General features: G+C 69.0%; 24 protein-coding genes and 1 tRNA gene. 11 read left to right on the top strand and 14 right to left on the bottom strand.

Translation table 11 applies throughout. The features are described from left to right. The 12 genes from BLP83_RS00005 to BLP83_RS00060 form a co-directional block, all read right to left on the bottom strand. Positions 1–356, bottom strand: a 356-nt coding sequence (locus tag BLP83_RS00005; protein WP_218121157.1) for a hypothetical protein, incomplete at its 3' end; no start/stop codon positions are given. A gap of 267 nt (positions 357–623) precedes the next feature. After that, positions 624–2,297, bottom strand: a complete 1,674-nt coding sequence (locus BLP83_RS00010; RefSeq protein ID WP_091237410.1) for a hypothetical protein — start codon at positions 2,295–2,297, stop codon at positions 624–626. Beyond that, the gene (locus BLP83_RS18825; protein WP_091237412.1) at positions 2,294–2,764 is read right to left on the bottom strand and encodes a hypothetical protein; all 471 of its coding nucleotides are present in this window, start codon (positions 2,762–2,764) and stop codon (positions 2,294–2,296) included. The genes BLP83_RS00010 and BLP83_RS18825 overlap by 4 nt, the downstream gene beginning before the upstream one ends. Further along, on the bottom strand, positions 2,764–3,201 hold the full coding sequence (locus BLP83_RS00020) for a hypothetical protein (RefSeq protein WP_091237413.1): 438 nt from the start codon (positions 3,199–3,201) through the stop codon (positions 2,764–2,766). Before BLP83_RS00020 ends, BLP83_RS18825 begins: the two co-directional genes overlap by 1 nt. Continuing rightward, entirely contained in the window at positions 3,198–3,461 is a 264-nt protein-coding gene (locus tag BLP83_RS00025; protein ID WP_091237415.1) for a hypothetical protein, read from the bottom strand. The genes BLP83_RS00020 and BLP83_RS00025 overlap by 4 nt, the downstream gene beginning before the upstream one ends. Further along, on the bottom strand, positions 3,458–3,637 hold the full coding sequence (locus BLP83_RS00030; protein WP_091237416.1) for a hypothetical protein: 180 nt from the start codon (positions 3,635–3,637) through the stop codon (positions 3,458–3,460). Before BLP83_RS00030 ends, BLP83_RS00025 begins: the two co-directional genes overlap by 4 nt. Before the next feature lie 299 nt (positions 3,638–3,936). Then, entirely contained in the window at positions 3,937–4,158 is a 222-nt protein-coding gene (locus BLP83_RS00035) for a helix-turn-helix transcriptional regulator (protein ID WP_091237418.1), read from the bottom strand. A gap of 113 nt (positions 4,159–4,271) precedes the next feature. Continuing rightward, positions 4,272–4,679 carry a hypothetical protein gene (locus BLP83_RS00040; RefSeq protein WP_143006499.1) on the bottom strand — a complete coding sequence of 136 codons (408 nt, stop codon included), beginning with the start codon at positions 4,677–4,679 and terminating at the stop codon, positions 4,272–4,274. Between the two features lie 173 nt (positions 4,680–4,852). Beyond that, positions 4,853–6,097, bottom strand: coding sequence for a tyrosine-type recombinase/integrase (locus BLP83_RS00045; RefSeq protein ID WP_245679923.1), 1,245 nt, complete (start codon positions 6,095–6,097; stop codon positions 4,853–4,855). Between the two features lie 172 nt (positions 6,098–6,269). Next, a tRNA-Leu gene (locus BLP83_RS00050) sits at positions 6,270–6,356 on the bottom strand. 107 nt (positions 6,357–6,463) lie between these two features. Further along, positions 6,464–6,871 carry a type II toxin-antitoxin system death-on-curing family toxin gene (locus BLP83_RS00055; RefSeq protein ID WP_091237423.1) on the bottom strand — a complete coding sequence of 136 codons (408 nt, stop codon included), beginning with the start codon at positions 6,869–6,871 and terminating at the stop codon, positions 6,464–6,466. 34 nt (positions 6,872–6,905) lie between these two features. Further along, positions 6,906–7,130, bottom strand: a complete 225-nt coding sequence (locus tag BLP83_RS00060; protein ID WP_091237425.1) for an AbrB/MazE/SpoVT family DNA-binding domain-containing protein — start codon at positions 7,128–7,130, stop codon at positions 6,906–6,908. A 333-nt stretch (positions 7,131–7,463) separates the two neighbouring features. Here BLP83_RS00060 and gspL point away from each other — a divergent pair, with 333 nt between their 5' ends. The 7 genes from gspL (at position 7,464) to mazG (ending at position 13,273) form a co-directional block, all read left to right on the top strand. Beyond that, a complete protein-coding gene (gene gspL, locus BLP83_RS00065; RefSeq protein WP_091237427.1) occupies positions 7,464–8,627 on the top strand; it encodes a type II secretion system protein GspL in 1,164 nt (387 codons plus the stop codon). Then, the gene (gene gspM, locus BLP83_RS00070) at positions 8,624–9,109 is read left to right on the top strand and encodes a type II secretion system protein GspM (RefSeq protein ID WP_091237428.1); all 486 of its coding nucleotides are present in this window, start codon (positions 8,624–8,626) and stop codon (positions 9,107–9,109) included. The genes gspL and gspM overlap by 4 nt, the downstream gene beginning before the upstream one ends. A 211-nt stretch (positions 9,110–9,320) precedes the next feature. Then, complete coding sequence (locus tag BLP83_RS00075) at positions 9,321–10,091, top strand: type II secretion system protein N (RefSeq protein ID WP_176763930.1); 771 nt, start codon at positions 9,321–9,323, stop codon at positions 10,089–10,091. A gap of 8 nt (positions 10,092–10,099) precedes the next feature. Beyond that, positions 10,100–10,906, top strand: a complete 807-nt coding sequence (locus tag BLP83_RS00080; protein ID WP_091239340.1) for an inositol monophosphatase family protein — start codon at positions 10,100–10,102, stop codon at positions 10,904–10,906. Between the two features lie 5 nt (positions 10,907–10,911). Further along, positions 10,912–11,475, top strand: a complete 564-nt coding sequence (gene nudE / locus BLP83_RS00085; protein WP_091239342.1) for an ADP compounds hydrolase NudE — start codon at positions 10,912–10,914, stop codon at positions 11,473–11,475. Beyond that, a complete protein-coding gene (gene cysQ / locus BLP83_RS00090; RefSeq protein ID WP_091237431.1) occupies positions 11,472–12,281 on the top strand; it encodes a 3'(2'),5'-bisphosphate nucleotidase CysQ in 810 nt (269 codons plus the stop codon). Before nudE ends, cysQ begins: the two co-directional genes overlap by 4 nt. Positions 12,282–12,460: 179 nt before the next feature. Beyond that, positions 12,461–13,273, top strand: a complete 813-nt coding sequence (gene mazG, locus BLP83_RS00095) for a nucleoside triphosphate pyrophosphohydrolase (RefSeq protein ID WP_176763931.1) — start codon at positions 12,461–12,463, stop codon at positions 13,271–13,273. Between the two features lie 301 nt (positions 13,274–13,574). On the opposite strand, the gene BLP83_RS00100 is transcribed toward mazG, so the two are convergent. Beyond that, on the bottom strand, positions 13,575–15,092 hold the full coding sequence (locus BLP83_RS00100; protein ID WP_091237433.1) for an aminotransferase class III-fold pyridoxal phosphate-dependent enzyme: 1,518 nt from the start codon (positions 15,090–15,092) through the stop codon (positions 13,575–13,577). A 425-nt stretch (positions 15,093–15,517) separates the two neighbouring features. After that, a complete protein-coding gene (locus BLP83_RS00105) occupies positions 15,518–18,061 on the bottom strand; it encodes a putative Ig domain-containing protein (RefSeq protein ID WP_176763932.1) in 2,544 nt (847 codons plus the stop codon). Positions 18,062–18,397: 336 nt separating this feature from the next. Between BLP83_RS00105 and queA the strand changes: the two genes are divergently transcribed. The 4 genes from queA to secD all read left to right on the top strand — a co-directional run bounded on the left by queA (position 18,398) and on the right by secD (position 23,121). After that, positions 18,398–19,504, top strand: coding sequence for a tRNA preQ1(34) S-adenosylmethionine ribosyltransferase-isomerase QueA (gene queA, locus BLP83_RS00110; RefSeq protein WP_091237437.1), 1,107 nt, complete (start codon positions 18,398–18,400; stop codon positions 19,502–19,504). Positions 19,505–19,623: 119 nt separating this feature from the next. After that, complete coding sequence (gene tgt / locus BLP83_RS00115; RefSeq protein ID WP_091237439.1) at positions 19,624–20,745, top strand: tRNA guanosine(34) transglycosylase Tgt; 1,122 nt, start codon at positions 19,624–19,626, stop codon at positions 20,743–20,745. A gap of 96 nt (positions 20,746–20,841) precedes the next feature. Beyond that, the gene (gene yajC, locus BLP83_RS00120) at positions 20,842–21,168 is read left to right on the top strand and encodes a preprotein translocase subunit YajC (RefSeq protein ID WP_091237441.1); all 327 of its coding nucleotides are present in this window, start codon (positions 20,842–20,844) and stop codon (positions 21,166–21,168) included. Positions 21,169–21,234: 66 nt separating this feature from the next. Continuing rightward, positions 21,235–23,121, top strand: a complete 1,887-nt coding sequence (secD, locus tag BLP83_RS00125; RefSeq protein ID WP_091237442.1) for a protein translocase subunit SecD — start codon at positions 21,235–21,237, stop codon at positions 23,119–23,121. Positions 23,122–23,127 lie beyond the last annotated feature (6 nt).

Raw genomic sequence — 23,127 nt, forward strand, 5'->3', positions numbered from 1 at the left:
GCGATGCGCGCGCCGGTCTTGACCAGTAGCGCATCCATCACCGCAACCGGCGCGAGCTCGGCCATGCGCTCGGCGTTTCGCATGCGCAGGCCTTCGGCGCGGGCGCGCAACAGGCCCAGGCGCTCGCGCTGCAGCTCGGGCGAGGATTGGCGCGCGCGGTCTGCGGCGGTGTCGCGGAGACGCTGCGTGTAGGCGCGGACCCACTCGCGCAGCGATGCGCCCTCGACCAGCACACCAGCAGCGATCAGACGCGAGACGTGCTGCTGCGACAGGCCGACCAGCAGGCCGAAGTCGGCTTGACTCGGCGCCGGCTTGCCCAGGTCGAAGCCAGCCAGGAAGCCAGAACTCAGGGGCATACAACCCCCCTCGCACCGCACACAGCCCCATGCCGCACCCCATGACTAGCGCGGGAATGCGGCCATGCAACCCGCATCCCGATCACTGCCGGGAGGACCCGGACCGCCGAGGACATAACCCCCCACCCATGCCATAACCGGTCGCCGAGCCCTAGCCCTAGTCGCGTTTTGCGGCCATGCCACCCGCGTGGGGTCGCGCAGGGGAGGACCCACCCCCGGCCATCGGCCGAACCGGTCGCCGGGTTACCCGGCAAACCGGGTTCGGTATCAGCCCCTAAGCGTTTCATATCCTGATTCCCTTTCACGTATGACTGAATCAGAACCCGATAAACCGGTAACCCGGCGATGTTCGACAGCCCACGCGGCAACGTTGCCCGCGAGGTCGCGCTGCTGCCGCACCACCAGCGAGCCGAACAGGCGATCGCGCTGGCGCAGCAGGTAGCGCCCGAGCCGACGCGGGTTGATGCCACCCGGACCGCCCGCTACCGCATCCAGCGCTCCGCGCAGTGGGCCATCGCGCCCGGCTTCCACGATCGCATCCGCGACGGTCACAGCCCGGTCACCGAAGGCACGGCGCCACTCGGTCAGCACCTCGACCGCGGCTTCGCGCTCGGGGTCTTCGCGGTGCAGGATGTCCAGGCACGCGCACGGGTCAGCCAGACCCAAGGCTATCAGCGGGTCGCGCACCCGCCGCGACCACTCCTCGAAGCTGCCCAGCGGCGGGCGCTGCGCCTCGACGGTGCGGCCCCACATCGCAATGGTCAGCAGCGCACGGACCAGCGACACCCTCTCTTGGCGTGCACGCACCACCGGGCAGAACTTGAACTCCCGCGTCTCGGGGCGCTCTACGCCGGGGTCAATGTGGCAGACCAGGAAGCGACGTGTCAGGTCGCCTTGAATCTGCGCGTTGTTGCCCGTGCACGTGATCAGTGCAGCCACCGGAACACGTGGCATGAAGGAAGACCCGAGCACTCGGATAGAGACTTCAGGCTGCGTCATCGCCGAGTTCAGCGCAGACGAACGCAGCGGGCAGTCTAGGTTGTCGATGTTCAACACCGGGTCACCGGCCAGCAGTGCAGCGCCAAGCCGCTTTTCCGCCTCCTCCTCCTTCACGGGCCAGGACATGGCAGCTGCGGGTCTACCGGTCGCAAGCGTGGCAAAGGTGTCGGCCATCTTGCTCTTGCCCGAGCCGCGCACAGGCGCGGTCACGACAATGCCGGGAGCGGTGCTCAGGGACGGACGCAGTACCGCAGTCAGCATCCCAGCGATCGCCACGGCTTCATCGCTGGGATCCACGAACGCGAAGCCACCCACCAGAGCGCGCAGAGGCAGCAGCGCCGCCTCGGCTTCTGCCCTCGTTGGCTTGGTGGGGATTGGTCCCCAATCCTCCGAGCTGCACACCACTGCGCGGCTGACAGGGTCGTAACCCTCGCGAACGATCGTCCCATCGGGGTGCACCACCGGCACAAACGCGAGCGCGCGAACAGGCGGGAACCGCCAACGCCCTACGCGGCTAAGGTAGACCGCGGGCAGCTGGGGCGGACAGCCGACCGGGCGAATCTCGGTTCTGCCGTCCTTGAGTTTGAAGGCCGCGACGAATCGAGCCGAAGCCTCGAAAGACTCCAACAGCATCGGCCCCGACGCCTGCACCAAAGAAGGCACGGAACCATGGCGCCGAACACCCTTCGTCTCGGCGCCGGTGGTCAGGCGCACCAGCACATCGCCGCGCACGTAATAAGGCTCGCCACTCGCGAGGAGCGCGTCCTCACCGTTGGTCGTAGTCTCGTCCACACGCCCCTTCCGGACCATCACCTCGGCTCGGGTGTCACCCCCGGGCGGGTCGGCCGCTCGGCGGCGCTTCTTGGCCTCTTGCGCCACCCTCTCCAGGTCGCGCGCGCTCTTCATGTCCACCACCGTCAACACACTGGCCGCGCCGGTCATGTCAGCACCGCCCGCGCGCTTTCCACACGCTCGCAGGCCACGCGCAGGCGGGCGAGGTCTTCCTTGCTCAGCGGTTCACCGGCGGCCAGAACACCCGCGGCGATCTCGATCACCAGGGCCTCGCGCCCCAGCACGCCCAAGGCCGCAGCCCATGCCGCCTCACGCGAGGCACGCCAGGCCGCGCGGCGCTCTTCCGGCGTGTGGGCGCGGCGCAGGCTTGGCGGGAACAGGTCGCGCCGCTGCAGGCCGAGGCCGGCCACCACGTCATCTACTGAGCAACCTGCGAAGCAATGCAGCAGAACGCGGCCATCATCGCCGGCGGCGATCGACAGCGAGGCCGACCGGTCTTTATGCTCAGGCGCAGAACAGGTCGCAATGAAGCCCCGGCCGCAGCGGCGAACGCCGCTCAGCCGGGACAGCACCCGTTCCAGCGGCCCTGCTTCAACCTCCCGCAGAGCCGCGCCCATCACCCGGCCTCCGGCGGCGGGCTCGATCGGCGCAGGGCCTGCGCCAGGGCCTGCACATCGTCGCCAAGCTCAGGCACAGCCACTTGAGCCGCGCGGCGGATCGGCTCGGAGACGGACCGGAACACGGACAGGCTCACGCAATCCGGGTCGGCCTCGATCCTGCGCAGCTGCTGCACCACCTCGGACAGCTCGCCCGCCAGGAACGCGGCATGCGATGCCAGGGCGGCGCGCGCGTGGGCCGGCGTGCGGGGCATCGTGCGGACGTTGTGGACCCTCACCGCCGAGGGGGCGCCCTCGGCGACAGCGGGCCGCACGAACTCGCGACCCTCGGGCGTGATGCGCACCGCGGGCAGCTCGCGGACGGTGCGCTCGGCAAATCCGCGCTTGCTGGCGCGGGCCTCGCGGCGGGCTTTTCGCTTCGGCTTGCGGCGGCTCACGAGCCAACCACCACGCCCGCAGCGCGGGCCATCTCGCGGAGCTTCTTCAACGGTTCGGCAATGTCGCCGAGCGCGCGGTCCATGGTGTCCGCGCCGAGGCTCGCGAGGTAGAACGGGCGGAGGCGCTGCTCGCGCTGCGTCTCGCCGATCATCGCGCCGAACAGGGCCTCGGCCTCGGCGAGGCGATAGTCGGCCATCTCCAAAGCATCCACCAGGTCGCGCAGGTCTGAAACCGTCATCGTGATGGTGTCGGTATTCATGCCGTCACCTCCGCGCGCAGGGCGGCGGCGATGGCGCGCAGTTCGGCGGCCAGGCTCTCGCTGTCGAAGATGGCGCGGCCCTCCAGGGCCATCGCTGCGTGCTGCAGCAGGCCGGCCCACTGCGGGCGGGGGACGTTGGTGCTTGCGGCCGTTGCGGCCGGGGTGCGGGTGTTCATGGTGCGGTCTCCGTAGGGTTCAGGAGTCCGCCATCGCGACGCCAGGCGCGGGGTGGCGGACGGTGCGGGATTGGCGTACCGGCCTACGGACCGGCGGGCCTTGCGGCCCTCCCGCACCGCCCACCATTGAACAGGTGAGCACGCGCCATGCCGCTGCGCGGGCATGAAAAAAGCGCCGCTGCGAGGCAAGGGGCGCTTATGCGCCGTAGGTTGCGGGACGCCAATCCCGGCCGCTGATTTGGCAGCGACGGCGGGAGCATCGCACCGCACGCGCCCGCACGTCAACGCCTGCGCGCGCATCACGCGGCCCTCGGCGCGCTGCGGCTGGCGGCGATGCGGTCAGCGATCCAGGACTCGACCTCGGATTCCACCCAGCCGGCGCTATTCGGCCCCAGCTGCACGCGGCGCGGGAACTTGCCGGCGCGCTCCATGGCATAGATGGCGGTCTTGCGGAAGCCCACCCGGCTTTCGACCTCGGGCAGGCGGATGATGCGAAGCGGACGCGACGGAACAACTTCCATGGTGCTTTCCCTCTTGGCTCACGGCGCGTGCGTTGCCGTGCGTGAGGGAAAAGCTAGGACGCACGGTCGCCTAAGTCTTCTCAGAAACCGACCGTCTTTCTGAGAAGCGGGGCCTAGCGTCCGCGACGCCGCTCTTCTTCGATCATCTCAGGCGAAGGGCAACAGTATTCGAGCCTTCTTTCGCCCTTGGCGTCGGCCTCGAACATCTGGAACTGTTCCGTCTTCTGCATCCTGTAATACGCCTTCTCGACGACGCTCGCCGAAAGCCCGTAGAACTCCGCGGCCTCCTCGAACGCGAACGGCTTCAGCGCAATCCCACGCACGTTGTGCCTGTAAATCACCATGATCACGGCATCGCGCGCGACCCGGCTTCTTGACTTCGCGCCAAGCCGGTCTCGATCCGGTAAGCCCAAGGCGGCGAGAAAGGACGGGTGCCTCAGCATCTCGAACTCATACCAGGCGTCAACCAACAGCTCGGCGGCCCAATCAGGCACGGGAAGCCGCCAGAGCATGTAGTCCATCGCGCACCGAAGGGCTTGGAACTCCCTAGATTCCTCGCGCTGGGACCGCGGCAGCTCGCTTGCCCTCTTCAGAGTCGGGGCGTCCCGGTACACCGCCTCAAGGTCTTCGATAAGGCCCGATCGACTACAGGAAAGACCCCCGCCAAGGACGCTAGAAACATCCTCGTCTGAACTCACCTTGCGCCCCGCTGGCGACCGCGCAGCGCCTCCAGATAGTCCGCCCACGCCTGCATCATCCGGCGGCGGTCAGGCAGGTGCTGCGTGCGGTTGTAGGCGCGGCCGAGCGGGTCTTTCACCTCGTGCGCGAGCTGGTGTTCGATCCAATCGATGCGAAAGCCGAGCACTTCATCCAACAGGGTGCGCGCGGTGGCCCGGAAGCCGTGGGCGCTCTGCCGATCGCGCCACCCGATGCCAGCCAGGGCCGCCGCCAGGGTGTTTTCGCTCATCGGGCGGCCCTTGCCGCGGCTTGCAGGGAACACAAAGCCGTCCGGGCCGGTCGCGGCGTGCACTTCGCGCAGGATCCCCACCGCCTGACGCGCCAGGGGCACGATATGCGGCTTGCGCATCTTCATTCGGGCGTCCGGGATCGACCATGTGCCGCTTTCCAGGTCGATTTCGCTCCAAGCGGCGCTGCGTAGCTCGCCAGGGCGCACAAACACCATGGGGGCAAGCCGCAGGGCCGATTTCACGATGAAAGACGCCTGCGAGCCCTCGATGGCGCGCAGCAGCTCGCCCAAGGTCTCCGGATCGGTCACCGCGGGGTGACTCACGGGCCTGCGCGACGCCAAAGCGCCCTGCAGGTCGCGCGAGGGGTCGCGCTGGGCGAATCCGCAGGCTACGGCGTAGCGGAAGACCCTGCCGGCCACGCTGCGGGCTCTGCGGGTCGTCTCCAGGATGCCGGCAGCCTCGCAGCGGCGCAGGGCCGCCAGCAGCTCGGGCGGTTCGATCTCGCCCACGGCCCGGGCGCCGAGGTAGGGGTTCAACTTCTCGCGGAGAATCCACTCGATCTTCGCGCGGGTGACTGCGCCGATGTTCTGGCGCCCCAGCCAGGCATTTGCTACGGCCTCGAACGTGTTCTCGACCGCCGCGCGCTTGCGGGCCTTGGCGTCCTTCTTGGCTTGGCCCGGGTCGATACCCTTGGCGACCAGCTCGCGGGCCTCTTCGCGGCGCTTGCGGGCCTCAGTCAGGCTCACTTCGGGGTACTTGCCCAGCGCCAGGCGCCGTTCCTTGCCGTCGAACCGGTACTTGAGTCGCCACAGCTTCCCGCCGGCTGGCGAGACCTCCAGGTACAGGCCGCGACCGTCGAACAGCCGCCGCGGCTTGTCTGCGGGTGCTGCCTTTCGGCAGGCCATGTCGGAGAGCTGGCGCATGGGGCACCTCGTGGGGGCATTTTTCGGCCGCTGCGGCCGGCGCCCCAAGTATGCCCCCGAAAACTTCCCCAACCAACGCGGAATGCCCCCGGTGCGCTCCCTTCCGTTGGCGTCCGGAGCCCCTGCGGCCGTTTCGGCGGGAGCCCCTTGTTTTACTGGCCTTTCCGGCCTTTTCCGCACGCCTTCGCACGTCTGCGGAAGGGGGGCAATTCACATCCCATGGTGCCGAAGGAGGGACTCGAACCCTCACTCTGTCGCCAGAAACGGATTTTGAGTCCGCCGCGTCTACCGATTCCGCCACTTCGGCTTGAGGTGCGCAGGGCAGGCCATGGAGTTCCAGAGCGTGCCGAACGGGCGCGGAGTATAGCAGCGCGCCGCGCTTCCGCATCCGCCCGCCCCGGGCGCTCGGGCGGATCAGCGGTGCTCGGGCTCCAGGTGCTCGCGCAGCCATTCGGCGAAGGCCTCGGTGTCCATCGCACCGATCGACAGATCCAGAAGGGTGAGCAGCCAGTCGGCCTCGCTCGCCACCAGCCGCCAGCCGTTGAGGCGCAGGAACAGCTCGGTGCAGATCAGGGCGGTGCGCCGATTGCCGTCGCGGAAGGGCTTGGCCGTGCACAGGCTGTGGCCGTAGGTCGCCGCCAGCGCGGCGATGTCCGCCTCGGGGCCGAACTCGCCGCCCAGGGTGGCCAGCTCATGCGCGGCGCCAAGCGCAGTGTCGAGAGCATCCGGATCGCGCAGGCCGGGCTCGCCGCCATGGGCCTCCAGCAGCTCCATCTGCAGCGTCAGCACCACGCTGCGATCCAGCCACACCCAGTCCCTCATCGCATCATGCTCCTCCGATGGCCCGACGAGCGGCTCAGAGTGCGAGTTGCTGCAGCAGGGCGCGGCGCTCGTGCATCAGCACGTGGGCCAGCCTGATCTGCTCGGCGTGCTCCGGGTTGCGATTCGACAGGCGCAGACCTTCGGGCCCGTCGAGCAGGTAGACAGCGTCGCCGCGCCCCAGCTTCAGCTGGTTGAGCACGCTTTGCGGCAGCACGACGCCGAGGGAACTGCCGATCGGGATAACGCGCAGGGTGTGCATGGACGACCTCTGGTCTGGGCTGGACTCGCGCCTGCAAGACCCGGGCCGCCGCGGCGGCAGCAAGCCCGGGCGGGGCGCGGCTGTCCCCGGCAGCGCAGGGCGTGGTCGCCGCGCTGAGCGCATGCAAGGCCCCAACGGCAAGCCACTCGCGCGCGGACGGGCGGGGTGTTGCCCCAGGACCACGCTGAAGAATTCAGCGTTGTCGCGGCCGCTGGCGGCGCGATCACGGAGCAAGCCCAGCAGGGACTTGATCCGTCTTGCCCTAGAATCCCGACCTTCCCGCCCGCCTCTGGCTGCTACAGTCCGCGGCTGCCTTCCCCGACTGCCTGTTCCATGCCCCAGCGCGTGCTGCTCCAACTTGATCCGCAGGGCGAGCCGAACTGGCTGGATCTTGCGCGCCCCGAGGCCGGCGAGCACCGCGGTTGGCCGACGCCGGGCTGTGAGGTCGTGCTGCTGCTGCCGACCGAGACCGTGCTCTCGACCCGCGCCGCGCGGGTCGCGCGCAGCGAGGGTCTGCTGCGCCAGGCCCTGCCTTTCGCGGTCGAGGAGCGGCTGGCCACGCCGGTGGAGCAGCTGCATTTCGCGTTCAGCGGATCGGGCGATCCGATCGAGCTCGCCGTGGTCGATGCGCAGTACCTGCGCGATGCGCTGGCCACGCTGGAAGCGAAAGGCCTCGCCGCCGTGGCCGCCTACAGCGAGGCCAGCCTGCTGCCCGCGGTCGAGACCGGGCGGGGCCTGATCCTGCTGTGCGGCGAGCGGGTCCTGCTGCGCGGCGCCGAGGGCGGCGTGCTGGCCGAGCGCATGGCGCTGCTGCCCCAACTTCTCGAACTGTTTGCAGGCGCCGCGGCGCCGCGGGCGTGGACCCTGCTCCGTTGCAGCGATGCGCCCCTCGACGGCCTGACTGCCGCACTGGCCCTGCAGGCGCAGTCGGTGTCGTCCCGTCTCGCCCTCCTGGCTCGCCAGCTGGCGAGTCCGGGCGGGCCGAACCTCCTGCAGGGTGCCTTCGCTCCGCGCCTGCGCGGCGATGCACTGCCGTGGTTGAAGCGCGCCGCAGCCGTGGCCGGTTTCGCCGTCCTGCTGGCCTTCGCCCAGGCGCTGGTTGAGCGCCAGCAGCTCGCCGCACGCCTCGAATCGCAGCGGGTCGAGATGGCCGACCTGCTGCGCGAGGCCCTGCCCGGCACCACCACGGTGGTCGATCCGCGGGCCCAGTTGGAGATCGAATACACGCGACTGCTGCGCGGCGCCGGTGGCGACGATGCCCTGGCCCTGCTGGCGCGGGTGGCGCCCAGCGTGGCCGGCAGCAGCCGCTACACGCTGGAGTCCATCGATTACCGGAGCGGCGCCCTGGAGCTGACCCTGCGCGCCCCCGATGTGGCGACGCTGGACGGCCTGCGGGAAGCGCTGTCCGGGCTCGGGCTGGCGGCCGAACTGACCTCGGCCACGCCGGGGCAGGGGGGTGTCGAAGGGCGTATCAGCCTGCGTGGAGGCCGCGCATGAAGGGCTGGTGGCTGGGTTTGTCCGATCGCGACCGTCGCGTGCTGACCATCGGCGGCGTGCTGGCCGCCCTGCTCCTGCTCTACGCGCTGGCGTGGCTGCCCCTGCAGCGTTCGCGCGAGGCTCTGCGCGTGCAGGCGGCGGCGCAGGATGCGAGCTACCGCTGGATGCAGGCCGCAGCCCCCGAGGTGCAACGACTGCGTGCCGCCGGCGTGGGCCAGCAGGCGGCGGACGGACGTTCGCTCCTGGCGCGGGCCGATGCCGGCGCGCGCGAGTCGGGCCTCGGCACCAGCCTGCTGCGCGTCGAGCCGGTGGCCGAAGGCCAGATCCGCATGGTTTTCCAGCAGGTCGGCTTCGATGCGTTGCTGGCCTGGCTCGAACCTTTCGCGCGCAGCCAGGGCCTGCGCGTGTCCGAGTTCAATGTGCAGACCACCGGCGCCTCCGGCCAGGTCGACGCGCGGATCGGGCTGGAGGAGCGGCGATGAGTCGCGCTTCCTGGCCCCCGCTGCACTCCCGGTTGAGGCCTCAATGTTCGCGCACCGGGTCCTGGCAAGGTCGAGGCGCTGGTAGGTCATGGCCGACCCCGTGGGAGCGAAAGCGCTCCGCTGCGGGGCGCGCCTGGGTCGGACGCGCCAAACAGGCTCGGATTTGGGCCACTGCGCCGCTGCAACCACCGTGTTTTTCCGAGGGCCTTCGATGAAGCTGCTGTTCCGTCTGTTTGTGGTTGGCGTGGTGCTGGTCCTGATCCTGGGGCTGGTCGCCGCTTTCCTTCCGGCTTCGACCGCGCTGGGGCTGGTCCAGGACCGCATGCGCGACGTGCGCATGGAGGGCGTCTCGGGCAGCGTGTGGAATGGCCGCGCCGATGCGCTGACGGTGCGCGAGCGCGCCCTGGGCGCCTTCAGCTGGAAGCTCTCGCCCTGGGCCCTGTTCTCCAAGCGCATCGATGCCGACATCACGCTCGACGGCCCTGAGCTGAAGGCCGAGGGCTTTGTCAGCCTCAGCGGCCCGGGCAGCCTGCAGCTGCGCGGCATGCGCGCCAGCGTCGATGCCCAGCGCCTGCAGGCGGTGCTCGATGTGCCGGCCCTGGTGTTCAAGGGTCGGGTTGAATTCGATCTGCGCGAGCTGGTGGTCGACCAGTACTTCCCGGCCAAGGTCGAGGGCAGCGCGCTGTGGCGGGACGCGATGGTCGCTGGCAGCGCCGACGCGCGCCTGGGCGACATTCGCGCGGATTTCGCCACCCAGGGCGTGGGCACCATTGCCGGCACGGTCACCGACTCCGGCGGCCCGCTCGCCATCGAGGGCGGGACCTTCTCGGCCGGCCTGCAGGGTGTGAGCGCCGAGGCCACGCTGCGCGCCCGCGACGGCGATGCCGCCGTGCAGCGCGCCCTGCAGTACATCGGCCAGCCGCAGGAAGACGGCAGCTCGCGGCTGCAGATCCGCGGTCAGCTCAGTCGGGTCGGTGGGTGAGTCCGCGCATGCATTCGCAACTGCCGACAGCCGAGTTCCTGGACCACGCGCTGGAGGTCGCCAAGCGCGCGGCGGCCGAGGCTGCGGAAGTCATTCGCCACTACTACCGCGGACAGTTCGAGGTCATCACCAAGGCGGATGAGTCGCCGGTGACCCGCGCCGATGTTGAAAGCGAGCAGGTGATCCGCCGCGTGCTGACGGCGGCCTTTCCCGAGCACGCGATCTACGGTGAGGAAGAGGGCACCACCGGCAGCGGCGACTGGCTGTGGCTGGTGGACCCGATCGACGGCACCAAGAGCTTCGTGCGCGGCTATCCGATGTTCAGCACCCAGATCGCCCTGATGTTCCGCGGCGAGCTGGTGCTCGGCGTGTCCTCGGCGCCGGCGTTCAACGAGCTGGCCTGGGCGCGCCGCGGCGGCGGCGCCTTCCTGGACGGCGCGCCGATCCGGCTCGCGCCCGCGCAGCCGCTGGAGCGCAGCGCGCTGTCGACCGGCAACCTCAAGACGCTGGCTGCGGCGCCCGGCTGGAACGCGCTGGCCGGGCTGGTGCGCCGCGCCAGCCGCACCCGTGGCTATGGCGACTTCTACCACTACCACCTGCTGGCTCGCGGCGGCATCGATCTGGTGATCGAGTCCGACGTGAACATCCTCGACATCGCCGCGCTCGCAGTGATCGTGCGCGAGGCTGGCGGCGTGTTCAGCGACCTCGACGGCGGCGAGCTCTCGCTGGCCACCACGACGGTGCTGGCGGGCAATGCCGAGCTGCACGCCGAGGCGCTCGCGGCCTTCCGCGACTGGCGAGGAGCGGGCGCGTGAACGCGATCAAGCCGCCGCCGCAGCTGCCGACCATCCACTCGATCGACGAGCTCGACTACGGCGGGCGTTTCCAGGTCGAGCAGTTGGAGCTCGAATTCAGCAACGGCGCGCGCCGGCGTTTCGAACGCACCAAGCCGCGCGGCCGCGGCGCGGTCATCGTCGCTGCCATGCAGGACGCCGAGACCCTGCTGCTGGTGCGCGAGTACGCCGCCGGCCCGCACCGCTATGAACTGGGCCTGGTCAAGGGGCGCATCGATCCGGGCGAGGATGCGGAGACCGCGGCCAATCGCGAGCTCAAGGAAGAAGCCGGCTTCGGCGCGCGCCGGCTGACCGTGCTGCGCGAGCTCACTCTGGCACCGACCTACTTCACCCATGCAACGACGCTGGTCCTGGCCGAAGACCTCTACCCCGAGCAGTTGGAAGGCGACGAGCCCGAGCCGCTGGAGGTGATCCCCTGGCCGCTGTCGCGCCTGCACGAACTGATGCTGCGTGAGGACTGCTCGGAAGGCCGCTCGCTGGCCTCGATGTTCATCGTCCGCGAATACCTGCAGCGGCGGGGTGCCCCATGAGCGCTCTGGCTTTCGCGCTGGATACCACCGCCCGCGAGGCCGTGCTGGACATTGCGCGGCGCGCCGGTGAGGCGATCCTCGAGGTCTATGCCCGCGATTTCGAGGTCGAGGCCAAGGCCGACCGCAGCCCGCTGACCGAGGCCGACCTGGCCGCGCATGCGCTGATTCGCGATGGTCTCGCCGCGTTGGCCGCGAACGTTCCGCTACTGAGCGAGGAGTCCGCGCCTGAAGACCTGACGGAGCGCCGCAGCTGGCAGCGCTACTGGCTGGTCGATCCGCTCGACGGCACCCGCGAGTTCGTCAAGCGCAATGGCGAATTCACCGTCAATATCGCGCTGATCGAAGAGGGGCGCACGGTGTTCGGTGTCGTCTACGCGCCGGTGCTGGAGGCGCTCTACTGGGCACAGGCCGGGCAGGGCAGCTGGTTGCGCTCTGCCGCGGGCGAGGACATCCAGCTGAGCGTGCAGCGGCCCGCGCCGCGGCCGCTGCGGGTGGCGGTGTCGCGCTCGCATCTCGACCCGAGGAGTGCGGTGATGATCCAGCATCTGCAGCAGCCCCTGCAGGTGCCGCTGGGCAGTTCGCTGAAGTTCTGCCGTCTCGCCGAGGGGCAGGTCGATCTCTATCCACGTTTTGGCCCGACCGGCGAATGGGACACCGCTGCAGGCCAGTGCGTGCTCGAAGAGGCCGGTGGCGCGGTGCTGGGCCTCGACGGCCAGCCGCTGCGCTACAACCAGCGCGAGGGGCTGATCAATCCCGACTTCATCGCGCTCGGCGACCTTGAGCTGCGCTGGTATGAGTGGCTGTGACCGAGGCCTTGTCGAGGCATCTGCCGCCGCCGACAGAGCGCCTGCCGGCAGGCGCCTGCTAGCAGCGTCCGCCGCGCTGGCCCGCTCCCTCATCCTGGCGCCCGCGCCCCGAACGGCTGGCGTCGCGCGCTGCGGCGACGCGTGTCCGCGACTCCATCCCCTCTTCGAGGTCTGAACCGATGCCTGCGTCCATTCCCACCCACGCCGACCCTGTCGAGCGCCTGCGCGCGATCATGGCCCAGCTGCGCAACCCGGACGGCGGCTGCCCCTGGGACCTGAAGCAGAATTTCCGCACGATCGCACCCTGCACCATCGAAGAAGCCTACGAAGTGGCCGATGCCATCGACCGTGGCGACTTCGACGAACTGCGCGACGAGCTGGGCGACCTGCTGCTGCAGGTGGTGTTCCACGCGCGCATGGCTGAAGAGGAGGGGCGTTTCGCTTTCGCCGATGTCGCCGAAGCCATCTGCGACAAGCTGATCCGCCGCCATCCGCACGTCTTCGGCGATGCGAGCGCGGATGAGGCTGATGCCGCGCTGGCGCAATGGGAGGCGCAGAAGCGCGCCGAGCGCGCGGCGCGCGGAGAGACCGACACCAGTGCCTTGGCGGGCGTCACCCGCGGTCTGCCGGAGTGGGCGCGCGCGCTCAAGCTGCAGAAGAAGGGCGCCTCGGTCGGCTTCGACTGGCCCGATGCCGAACCGGTGATCGCCAAGCTGCAGGAAGAGTTGGAAGAGGTGCGTGCCGAGCTCGCCAAAGGCCGCGGCCACGAGGCGTTGGAGGACGAGATCGGCGACGTGCTGTTCGTCGCACTCAATCTCGCCCGCAAGGCCAAGGTCGACGCTGGCAGCGCCCTGCGTCGCGCGAACCTCAAGTACGAGCGCCGCTTCCGTCGCATGGAGGCGCTGGCCGCAGCGCGCGGCACCCCGCTGGAGGCGCTCGGCTTGGCTGAGCAGGAGGCGCTGTGGGACGCCACGAAGGCGGAGGGCTTGTAGCGCTAAGCCGGGATTGGGGATTCGGGATTCGGGATTCGGGATTGGAGAAAGGGTCGCGCGACAGCGCTGGCCCCGAGCCGCTTCGAATATGGCGGGCCCTGACCCACCCTGAGCTCGGCCCTTTCCCGGTCAGAATCTGTCACCTGGAGCCTCTTGGCTGGCACTTGAAGCGGATGACCCGGTCGCTCCTTGCATGCCGGTGTCGAGGGCCAGCGGCGGTTCCAGAGCTACAAACGCGAAAGCCCACCTTGCGGTGGGCTTCCGCGTTCATGCGTGTCGATTCCGAAGCGTCGCGGACGTCTCAGGCCGCTGCCGCGGAGGCCTTGCGCGGGCCTTCCAGCAGGGCGCGGCGCACGCCGGCCACGACCAGATCGACTTCCGCGCTGGTGACGTTGAAGTGCGGGGTGAAGCGCAGCGAATTGACGCCGCCGTGGATCACGCCCAGGCCGTGCTGGCGCATGTATTCCTCGGTGCTGCCGGCGCCATAGCACTTGAACTCATCGGACAGCTCGCAGGAGAACAGCAGGCCAGTGCCCTGCACCTTGGTGATCAGACCGCCGAGTTCGGCGCGCAGCTTCTCCAGCTTCTCCACGAACTCGCGGCCCTTGGCGACGATGTTGGCGCGCACCTCGGGGGTGAGCATTTCCAGCGTCGCGCAGGCGACGTCCATCGCCCGCGGATTGGTGGTCATGGTGTTGCCGTAGACACCCTTGCGGTACAGGCCGGCGGCGCGTTCGTTCACTGCCAGCACGCTCAGCGGGTACTGGCCGGCGTTGAGCGCCTTGGAATAGGTCTCCATGTCCGGCGCCTCGTAGGCCTCGAAGCCTGGGTAGTCGACGATGGACAGCACGCCATGCGCACGCAGGCCCGCCTGGATCGAGTCGACCAGCAGCAGGGTGCCGTGGGCCTTGGTGAGTTCGCGCGCGGCGGCGTAGAACTCAGGCGTGACCTGGCGACCGGGGTCGCCTTCGCCCATCACCGGCTCGAGGAACATGGCCTCGATGTACCAGCCGTTGGCGTCCGCGTCGGCAAAGGCCTGGCGCAGCTCTTCGACCGAATAGGGCGTGATGGTGATCAGCTGCGGCTCGTGGTGCTTCCAGCTCGCCAGGTGCTTGGCATAGGTCGGACGGGTGGAATCGGAATAGAGCATCGGCAGTTCGGTGCGGCCATGGAAGGCGCCCTTCACCGCGATGCGCTTGACCCGCTTGCCGGCGTGGCGGCCGCCCGGATCGGTGTGCAGCTTGGTGTTGACGTCGGCGATGCGGCCAGCCAGCGAGACCGACTCCGAGCCCGAGTTCAGGCACAGGAACTTGTCGTAGGGACAGCCGCCGCGGCGATGGCCGACTTCACGCTTCAGAGCCTGCGAGAGCTTCAGCTGCGACAGGCTGGCGGTCATGATGTTGGCCATCACCTGCGGCCGCGCCATGGCCTCGATCACCGGCTTCGGCGTATGGCCGAAACCGAGCATGCCGTAGCCGCCGGAGTCGTGCAGCACGGCGCCCTTCAGCGTGACGACCCAAGGCCCACGCCCGGCCAGCGCGACGTAAGGGTTCACCGCGTCATCGGTGTAGAAGTTGACGTAGTCGGCGTGGATGGCGGCCAGCTGCTCGGCCTCGTCGGCGCGCAGCAGGGCGTCGAACTCACCGCCGCGCAGGGCCTCGAAAGCGGCGACGGCGGCCTCCACGGCTTCAACGAGTTCGGGAAACTGCGCGCCCAGACGTTCGATCGTCGCGTCGTCGAGACCGCGGCAGCGCGGCGCGCCGCCGTAGCTGCGCAGGGGTTTCAGGCGCTCGATCAGGCTCGGCGTGGCGGTATTCATCTGGCTGGCTCTCCCCGGTGGCTGGGCGGACGCGCGTCTTGCGCGGTCAAGCCCCAATAAAAACAAAAACTTAGGCCGATAGTATCACCCGGCATAAGGGCGGCGTAAGCCGGTGGACGCGGGGTGAAAGGGGCGTGAGCCGTGTCGCTGGGCAGAATTTTCAGCCGAATCAGGGGCTTCCGCGGCCTACGCGTGAGCGCCTGCGAAGCGGTGGCGGCCTGCCGCAGGCCCGGCCGGCGCGGGCACGCAGCGCAACTCCACCCCATGCCGACGCCTGCGACGGTCCATTGGAGCGTTGATCGCGTCGCGCAAGCCCATGAGGCACTCCTCCCCCGCCTTGGGCGGAGCGTGGTCGCCACCCCGCGTGCCCGCGCGGGCCTACGACCCGCGAGGGCAGTACCACGCGGATGTGTCTGGCTGCGGCGTCAGTTTTCCGGAGCCTCGAAGCCATTGGCGAACAGGCGCAGCGGCAGGCTGCGGGCGCTGGCGCTGTTGTTGCTGTCGACGAGATCGCGGCTGAAGCCGGCGGGATCCAGCACCAGGCTGGCGCTGGCTTCGATCTGCGCCGGAGGTGCCGCGCTGACATCGCCGCTCAGCTCGATCTGCAGGCTGCCGCCCGCCGCCAGCGCGGGAATCTGCAGATCGGGCGCGCCGCTGCCGCTGGCCGCAGGGCAGGCAGCACCGCTGCAGGTCCAGGCGAGGTTCTGGAGTCCCACAGGCGCCGCTGCCTGCAGGCGTAGCGCGTAGGAGATGTCCGGTCCGGCGTTCTGTGCGGTGATGCGGAAGCGCAGGCTGCCCTCCGGCAGATAAAGCGGATCCAATGCGCTGACGCTGAGCGAGGGATCGGAGGGCGAAAGCAGGCGCAGCGGCGCACTGTCGCTGCTGTTGCCGAAGTCGGCATTGGTCGAGGTGAAGCTGGCGGTGATTGCATAGTCGCCGACGGCCGCGATCGCTCCGAAGTCGATGCTGCACGATTGTGTGCCCTCCACACTCACCGGCGCCGAGCATGACAGCGTGCTTGCGCCGTTCACCGCGCTGACCGAGTAGGTCCCCGAGGGCGCGCCGGCGCCGTCTTCAATCACATTCAGCAAGGCGCTGAACGCGATACTTGCGCCACGATCACGCGGGCTGGCGACCGGATCGAGCGCGAGGCTGGTTCGGAAAGGGGGCTGGATCAGCAGGCTGTAGGCGCGGGTCTCGCTGAACGGCCCGCCCAGCGCGGCACTGCTGCTGTCGGTGACTCGCACGCTGAAACTGAAGCTGCCAAACGCGCCGGGCGTGCCCGCGAGCAGACCGTTGCCGCCCAGCGTGAGCCCCGGCGGCAGGCTGCCGCCCGCCAGGCTGTAGCTGAGCGGCAGAGTGGCTCCGGTGGCGGCGGTGTCGAACAGTTGACTGTAGGGTGCGCCGATCTGGCCCTCGGGCAGGCTGGCCGGCTGCAGCCGCAGGTCGGGCTTCACCTGCACGATTGCGCTGCCGAAGCTCTCGGCAAAGCCCGGCGCGCCGTTGTAGCGCGCCCGCAGGAGCCGCGGACCCACGACCGTCGCGGTAAGGCTGCAGCTGCCGGCGCCTGCGCTGAGCGTGGCGGTGCAGCTGTTGCCCTGGTCGTCGCGGATGAGGACGTCGCCTGGCACCGGCGTCGTGCCGGCGGCCACGCGGGTCGTCACGCTGTAGCTCTCGCCAATCCGCACGGCTTGAGCGGGCAGATCGATGAGCGACAGGGAAGTCTCCCTATTCTGGAAAGCGTAGACGGTGCCGGCGTAAGTGGCCGCGCCGCTGCTGGCCCCCGGTGCGCCGCCAATCGCGAAGTCGGTCGCCTGTGTGACCGAGTAGCCAATCTGCGCTTCCTGCTCACCGTCGACGGCCACGAGTCTCTGGTTGAGCGTCCACGCGCCTTCCTCGAAGAGATAGCTCTCCAAGCTGCCCTGCAGGATGTTGTCACCGATCTGGTCGCCCGCCAGCCCGGCCAGCAGGCGCGGCCCTCGCAGGGCGAGGCTGAATCCGAATTGCGCTGACGCGGATCCGGCTGCGCTGCGCAGGCTGCCGACCGGCGACCACGTTTGGCCGACGCGGCGGTAGGTCTCGATGATGCCGCCCCCGCTGCCCTGCACCGCGGCCGCAAAGGGCGCCGACGCGGCGGCCAGATCGCCGCTCACTGCCACCGCCGAACCGAAGCTTTCCCCAGGCTGCGCGCCGGATCGCGCGAGGCGCGCCTGCTGCGACCAGCTTCCGCCGTTGCGTGAGTAGACATAGACAATCCCCTGCGAGCTGACCTCCTGGGCCTTGCCCGGCGCGCCGATGATCAGGGTGTCCGCCTCGATGGCCACTGCCTGGCCGAAGCGGTCGTTGGCTGCAGCATCTGCGGCCTGCAGTCGTGCGCTCTGGGTCCAGGTGCCGCCCGACGCTGTGAACAGATACACCGCGCCCCGTCCGCCGTTGTGGTTGGGAGCCGCTGCTGCCAGCGTGGTTCCATCGAAGCTCAGCGCAGCGCCAAAGCGCGCGTTCTGCAGTGGGTCTGAAGGTAGGAGCTTTGCGAATTGCGACCAGCTGGCTCCGTTTCGCTGGAACAGGTAGACCGCGCCTCGCGCTGACTGATGATCCGGGGCACCCACCGCCGCGATGTCGCCCGACAGCGCGACCGCCTCGCCGAAGTAGTCGAAGTTCACTCCGTCTGCCGGCGTGATCTTGGCCTCCTGCTGCCACTGCGCGCCATCGAAACCCTGCACGTAGGCGGCGCCCGTCGTCAGAGTCACCCCGTTGAACTCATAGGGCATGCCCACCAGCACCCGGTTGCCGGAGGCGGAAACGCTCCAACCGTAGTAGCTCTCGCGCTTCGGGTCGGCAGGAGCGAGTCGAACGCCGCTGAGGTAGCTCTTCGCTCCGACACCTGGGTCCGCCGGTGCGGGTTCCGCCGCGAGGCCGACAGCAAGCGCGATCAGGGCCACACTCCAGACCAGGTTCAGGACTCGCATGGACGTCTCCGGGCAGCGGGGGCGCATTGGCGCTGCAACCGTCGTGCCGCGATCACGATGACTGAGCCGGCCCCGGCCAGGGCAGCACCGACGAAAGTCCGTCCCGGCCGTGATCACTGGTCGCGAGCCCGGCACAGTTCCGGAATCGCTGGGCCGGAACTGATCTTCTGCGGACTCGATCTGTCGGCGCGCCCCTTTGGGCGCTCAGCATCGCTGGATTGGTCAGTGCTGTTTTGAGCCCGCACCGCGCCGCAGCACTCCCGAGGACATGTCCGGTTTCTGGCGCATTTCGCGCTTGCCGCCACCGATTTGTCGCCCCCGCCCGGCGCCCCGATAATGCGCGGCTGCGCTGCGCCCCAAGAGAAGCCCGTGAAGAAAACCGATTTCGACTTCGACCTGCCGCCCGAGCTGATCGCCCAGGCCCCGCTGCCCGAGCGCTCGGCCAGCCGCCTTCTGCATCTGCAGGCCGACGGTGGATACACGGATCGGCACGTCCGCGATCTGCCGGAGCTGCTGCAGCCCGGCGACCTGTTGGTGTTCAACGACACCCGCGTGATCCCGGCGCGCCTGTTCGGGCACAAGGACAGCGGCGGCCGCGTCGAAATCCTGATCGAGCGCATCACCGGAACCCATGAAGCGCGCGCGCAGCTCGGCGTCAGCAAGTCGCCGAAGGCGGGCGTGCGGATCACGCTCGATGCTGGCGGCGAGTTCGAGGTGCTGGGCCGCGAGGGCGAGTTCTACCTGCTGCGCCTGCTCGGCGACGAGGCGCTGGAGAAACTGTTGTTGCGCGCCGGCCGCCTGCCGCTGCCGCCCTATATCCAGCGCGAGCCCGGTCAGGATGACGCCGAGCGCTACCAGACCGTGTTCGCCAAGCACGTGGGCGCGGTGGCGGCGCCCACAGCGGGCCTGCACTTCGACGAACCCTTGCTGGCACAGCTGCGTGCGCGCGGCGTCCAGATGGGGCATATCACCCTGCATGTGGGCGCGGGCACCTTCCAGCCGATGCGCGCCGACAGCGTGCACGAGCACACCATGCACAGCGAGTGGCTGAACGTCGGTGCCGACCTGGTCGAACAGATCCGCCGCACCCGAACAGCCGGAAAGCGCGTGGTCGCGGTGGGCACCACGGTGGTGCGTGCGCTGGAAACCGCGATGCGCGAGGGCGAGGTGCAGCCCTTCGCCGGCGACACCCAGATCTTCATCTTCCCCGGCTACCGCATCCGCTCGGTCGATGCGCTGATCACCAATTTCCACCTGCCGCAGTCGACCCTGATGATGCTGGTCTCGGCCTTCTGCGGCCGCGAGCGCATCCTTGACGCCTACCGCCATGCGGTGGAGCAGCGCTACCGCTTCTTCTCGTATGGCGATGCGATGCTGCTTGAGCCAGAAGCTCAAGCAGCCGTGATTTGGGATTCGGGATTCGGGATTCGCTCAGAGCAATAGCCCTATCCCTGAGGCACCGCTTGGGTTCTGGCTCTCTCGATTGGGAGACGGAACACCGGCGTGCCGCGACCCGCATTTACGAATCCCGAATCCCGAATCCCCAATCCCGGCTCTCTCCCATGTCCCGTCTCCACTTCGATCTGCTCACCACCGACGGCGCCGCGCGGCGTGGGCGGCTCACGTTTCCGCGCGGCACGGTGGAAACGCCGGCCTTCATGCCGGTCGGCACCTACGGCACGGTCAAGGCCATGTTCCCCGAGGATCTGCGCGCGCTCGGCGCCGAGATCATTCTGGGCAACACCTTCCACCTCTACCTGCGGCCCGGCCTTGAGGTCATCCGTGCGCACGAAGGCCTGCATGGCTTCGCCCGCTGGGATGGGCCGATCCTGACCGACTCCGGCGGTTTCCAGGTGTTCTCGCTGGCGCACCGCCGCAAGATCACCGAGGAGGGCGTGACCTTCGCCTCGCCGGTCGACGGCAGCAAGGTGTTCCTGAGCCCTGAAGTGTCGATGGAGATCCAGCGCGTGCTGGACTCCGACGTGGTGATGATCTTCGACGAGTGCACGCCGTATCCCGCCACCGAGAAGCAGGCGGCGACCTCGATGCAGCTCTCGCTGCGCTGGGCCGAGCGTTCCAAGCGTGCGCACGAGGGCAATGACGCCGCGCTGTTCGGCATCGTCCAGGGCGGCGTCTACCACGATCTGCGCAGCGTGTCGGCGCGCGGGCTGATCGACATCGGCTTCGATGGCTATGCGGTGGGTGGGCTCGCGGTCGGCGAACCCGAGGCCGAGCGCAACGCCATGCTGGAGCACACCTGCCCGCAGCTGCCGGCCGATCGCCCGCGCTACCTGATGGGCGTGGGCCGGCCCGAGGACATCGTCGAGGCGGTCGCCCGCGGCATCGACATGTTCGACTGCGTGATGCCCACCCGCAATGCGCGCAACGGCCACTACTTCACCAAGCACGGCGCGATCCGTATCCGCAACGCCAAGTACGAGAAGGACACCCGCCCGATCGAGGAGGGCTGCGGCTGCTATGCCTGCGTGCGAGGGTTCTCGCGCGCCTATCTGCGGCATCTCGAGCGCTGCAATGAAATCCTCGGCGCGATGCTGGCAACCCAGCACAACCTTTTCCATTACCAGGCCTTGATGCGCGACATCCGCGCCGCCATAGACGCGGGGCGGTTCGAGGACTTCCGGGCCGAGTTCTATCGCCTGCGCCAGACCCCCGCCCCGGAGTGAATCCTGGGCATCCGGGGGCGCATGGCATAATCCGCGGCTTTGCGGCGGCCAGGACGGCTGCGGCAGCCCCCAACCCTTGACGGAGCTTATTGCCCCATGGACTTCCTGATCTCTCCCGCCTTTGCCCAGGCCGCCGGCCCGCAGCCCTCGCCCTGGTCGCCGCTGATCATGCTGGCGATCTTTTTCGCCGTGTTCTTCTTCCTGGTGATCCGCCCGCAGATGAAGCGTGCCAAGGAACACCGCAACATGGTGTCCGCGCTCGGCAAGGGCGACGAGGTCATCACTTCGGGTGGCCTGGCCGGTCGCATCGACGATGTCAGCGACAGCTTCATCACCGTCGAAATCGCCAACGGCGTCTGCGTGAAGGTGCAGAAGCAGGCCGTCACCGCGGTGCTGCCCAAGGGCACGCTGAAGTCCGCGTAAGCCCCGGCCGCGCTGCCGCCCAATCCTCACGGCCGCGCAGCCCGCGGCCCTCCCGGGTGAACCCCCATGCTTGATTTTCCCCGCTGGAAGTACGCGCTGGTCGTGCTCGTACTGCTGTTCGCTGTCTTCTACTCGCTGCCCAACATCTATCCGCAGGATGCGGCCATCCAGATCAGCGCCAACCGCGGCGCCACTGTCGATGCCGCGCTGGTCGAGCGCGTGCGCGGCGTGCTGGAAGCCCGCCAGCTCGCACCCAAGGCTTTCGAGCAGCGCGAGGGGCAGGGCGCCACGCCGGCCAGCGTGCTGGTGCGCCTGCCTTCACCCGAGGAGCAGCTGATCGCCGCCGATGTGGTCCGCAGTGAGTTGGGTGACGGCTATACGGTGGCTCTGAACCTCGCGCCGACGGTGCCGGGCTGGCTGCAGGCGCTGCGTGCCCGCGCCATGACCTTGGGCCTCGACCTGCAGGGCGGTGTCCACTTCCTGATGGAGGTGGACCAGAACGCCGCGGTGCAGAAGCGCGAGGACGGGTTCGCCGACGACATCCGTCTGCTGCTGCGCGACGCCAAGCTGCAGTACACCCGCGTCGACCGCACGCCCAACGGCATCGTTGTGAACCTGCGGCGGGCCGAGGACCGCGAGGCGGCGTCCGCGGCCATCGCCGCGCGCATCACCGATCTGCTGCTGAGCGAGGGCAGCGAGCCGAACCAGCTGGTCGGCCGCCTGCGTGAGGAGGTGCTGACCCAGATCATCGCCGACGCGGTGGAACAGAACGTCGGCACCCTGCGCAATCGCATCAACGAGCTGGGCGTGTCCGAGCCGGTGATCACCCGCCAGGGCGCCAACCGCATCGTGGTGCAGCTGCCGGGCGTGCAGGACACCGCCCAGGCCAAGCGCATCCTCGGCTCCACGGCCACCCTGGAGTACCGGGCCCAGGTCGATGGCAACCCCATCGAGGCGCGCGACAACGGCCGCATCCCGCCCGAGGCCAAGCTGTACTACACCCGCGAGCTCGGCCCGGACGGCCGGCCGATGCCGGTGCTGCTGAACAAGCGCGTGATCGCCTCGGGCGACCAGCTGGTCCACGCCGCTTCGCAGATGGACCCGCAGAGCGGCACGCCGGCGGTGTCGGTCACGCTGAACGCGGTCGGGGGACAGCGCATGCTGGAGTTCACCCGCGAGAACGTCGGCCGCGGCATGGGCGTGGTCTTCATCGAGCGCCGGCCTGAGACCCGCACGGTCAACGGCGAGGAAGTGCGCACGGTCCGCGAGACCGAAGAGGTCATCTCGCTTGCCAACATCCAGGGCGTGTTCTCCAACCAGTTCCAGACCACCGGCCTCAACAGCCCAGAAGAAGCCGCCCAGCTCGCTCTGCTGCTGCGTGCGGGCTCGCTGGCCGCGCCGGTCGACATCGTCGAAGAGCGCGTGGTCGGCCCCTCGCTGGGTGCGGAAAACATCCGCGCGGGTGCCGAGGCGGTCGTGCTCGGCTTCCTGATGGTCTGCGCGCTGATGATCGTCTACTACAAGGGCTTCGGCCTGATCTCGGTGTTTGCACTGCTGATAAACCTGCTGCTGCTGGCGGCGGTGCTGAGCGTGGTGGGCGCCACCCTGACCATGCCGGGCATCGCGGGCATCGTGCTGACGCTGGGCATGGCGATCGACGGCAACGTGCTCATCGCCGAACGCATCCGCGAGGAGCTGCGCGCCGGCAACACGCCGGTCAACTCGATCCTGGCCGGCTACGAGCGGGCCTGGACGGTCATCCTCGATTCCAACATCACCAAGCTCATCGCCGCCATCGCCCTGTTCTCCTTTGGTTCGGGCCCGGTGCGCGGCTTTGCGGTGGTGCTGTTCTTCGGCGTGCTGACCTCGATGTTCACTTCGGTGACCGTGAGCCGCGCGGTCGCCACCCTGTTCTACGGCCACGGGCGGAAAGTCCGCTCGGTTTCGGTCTGACGCATC

It is taken from the genome of Aquimonas voraii, assembly GCF_900101825.1.
Taxonomy (GTDB): domain Bacteria; phylum Pseudomonadota; class Gammaproteobacteria; order Xanthomonadales; family Xanthomonadaceae; genus Aquimonas; species Aquimonas voraii.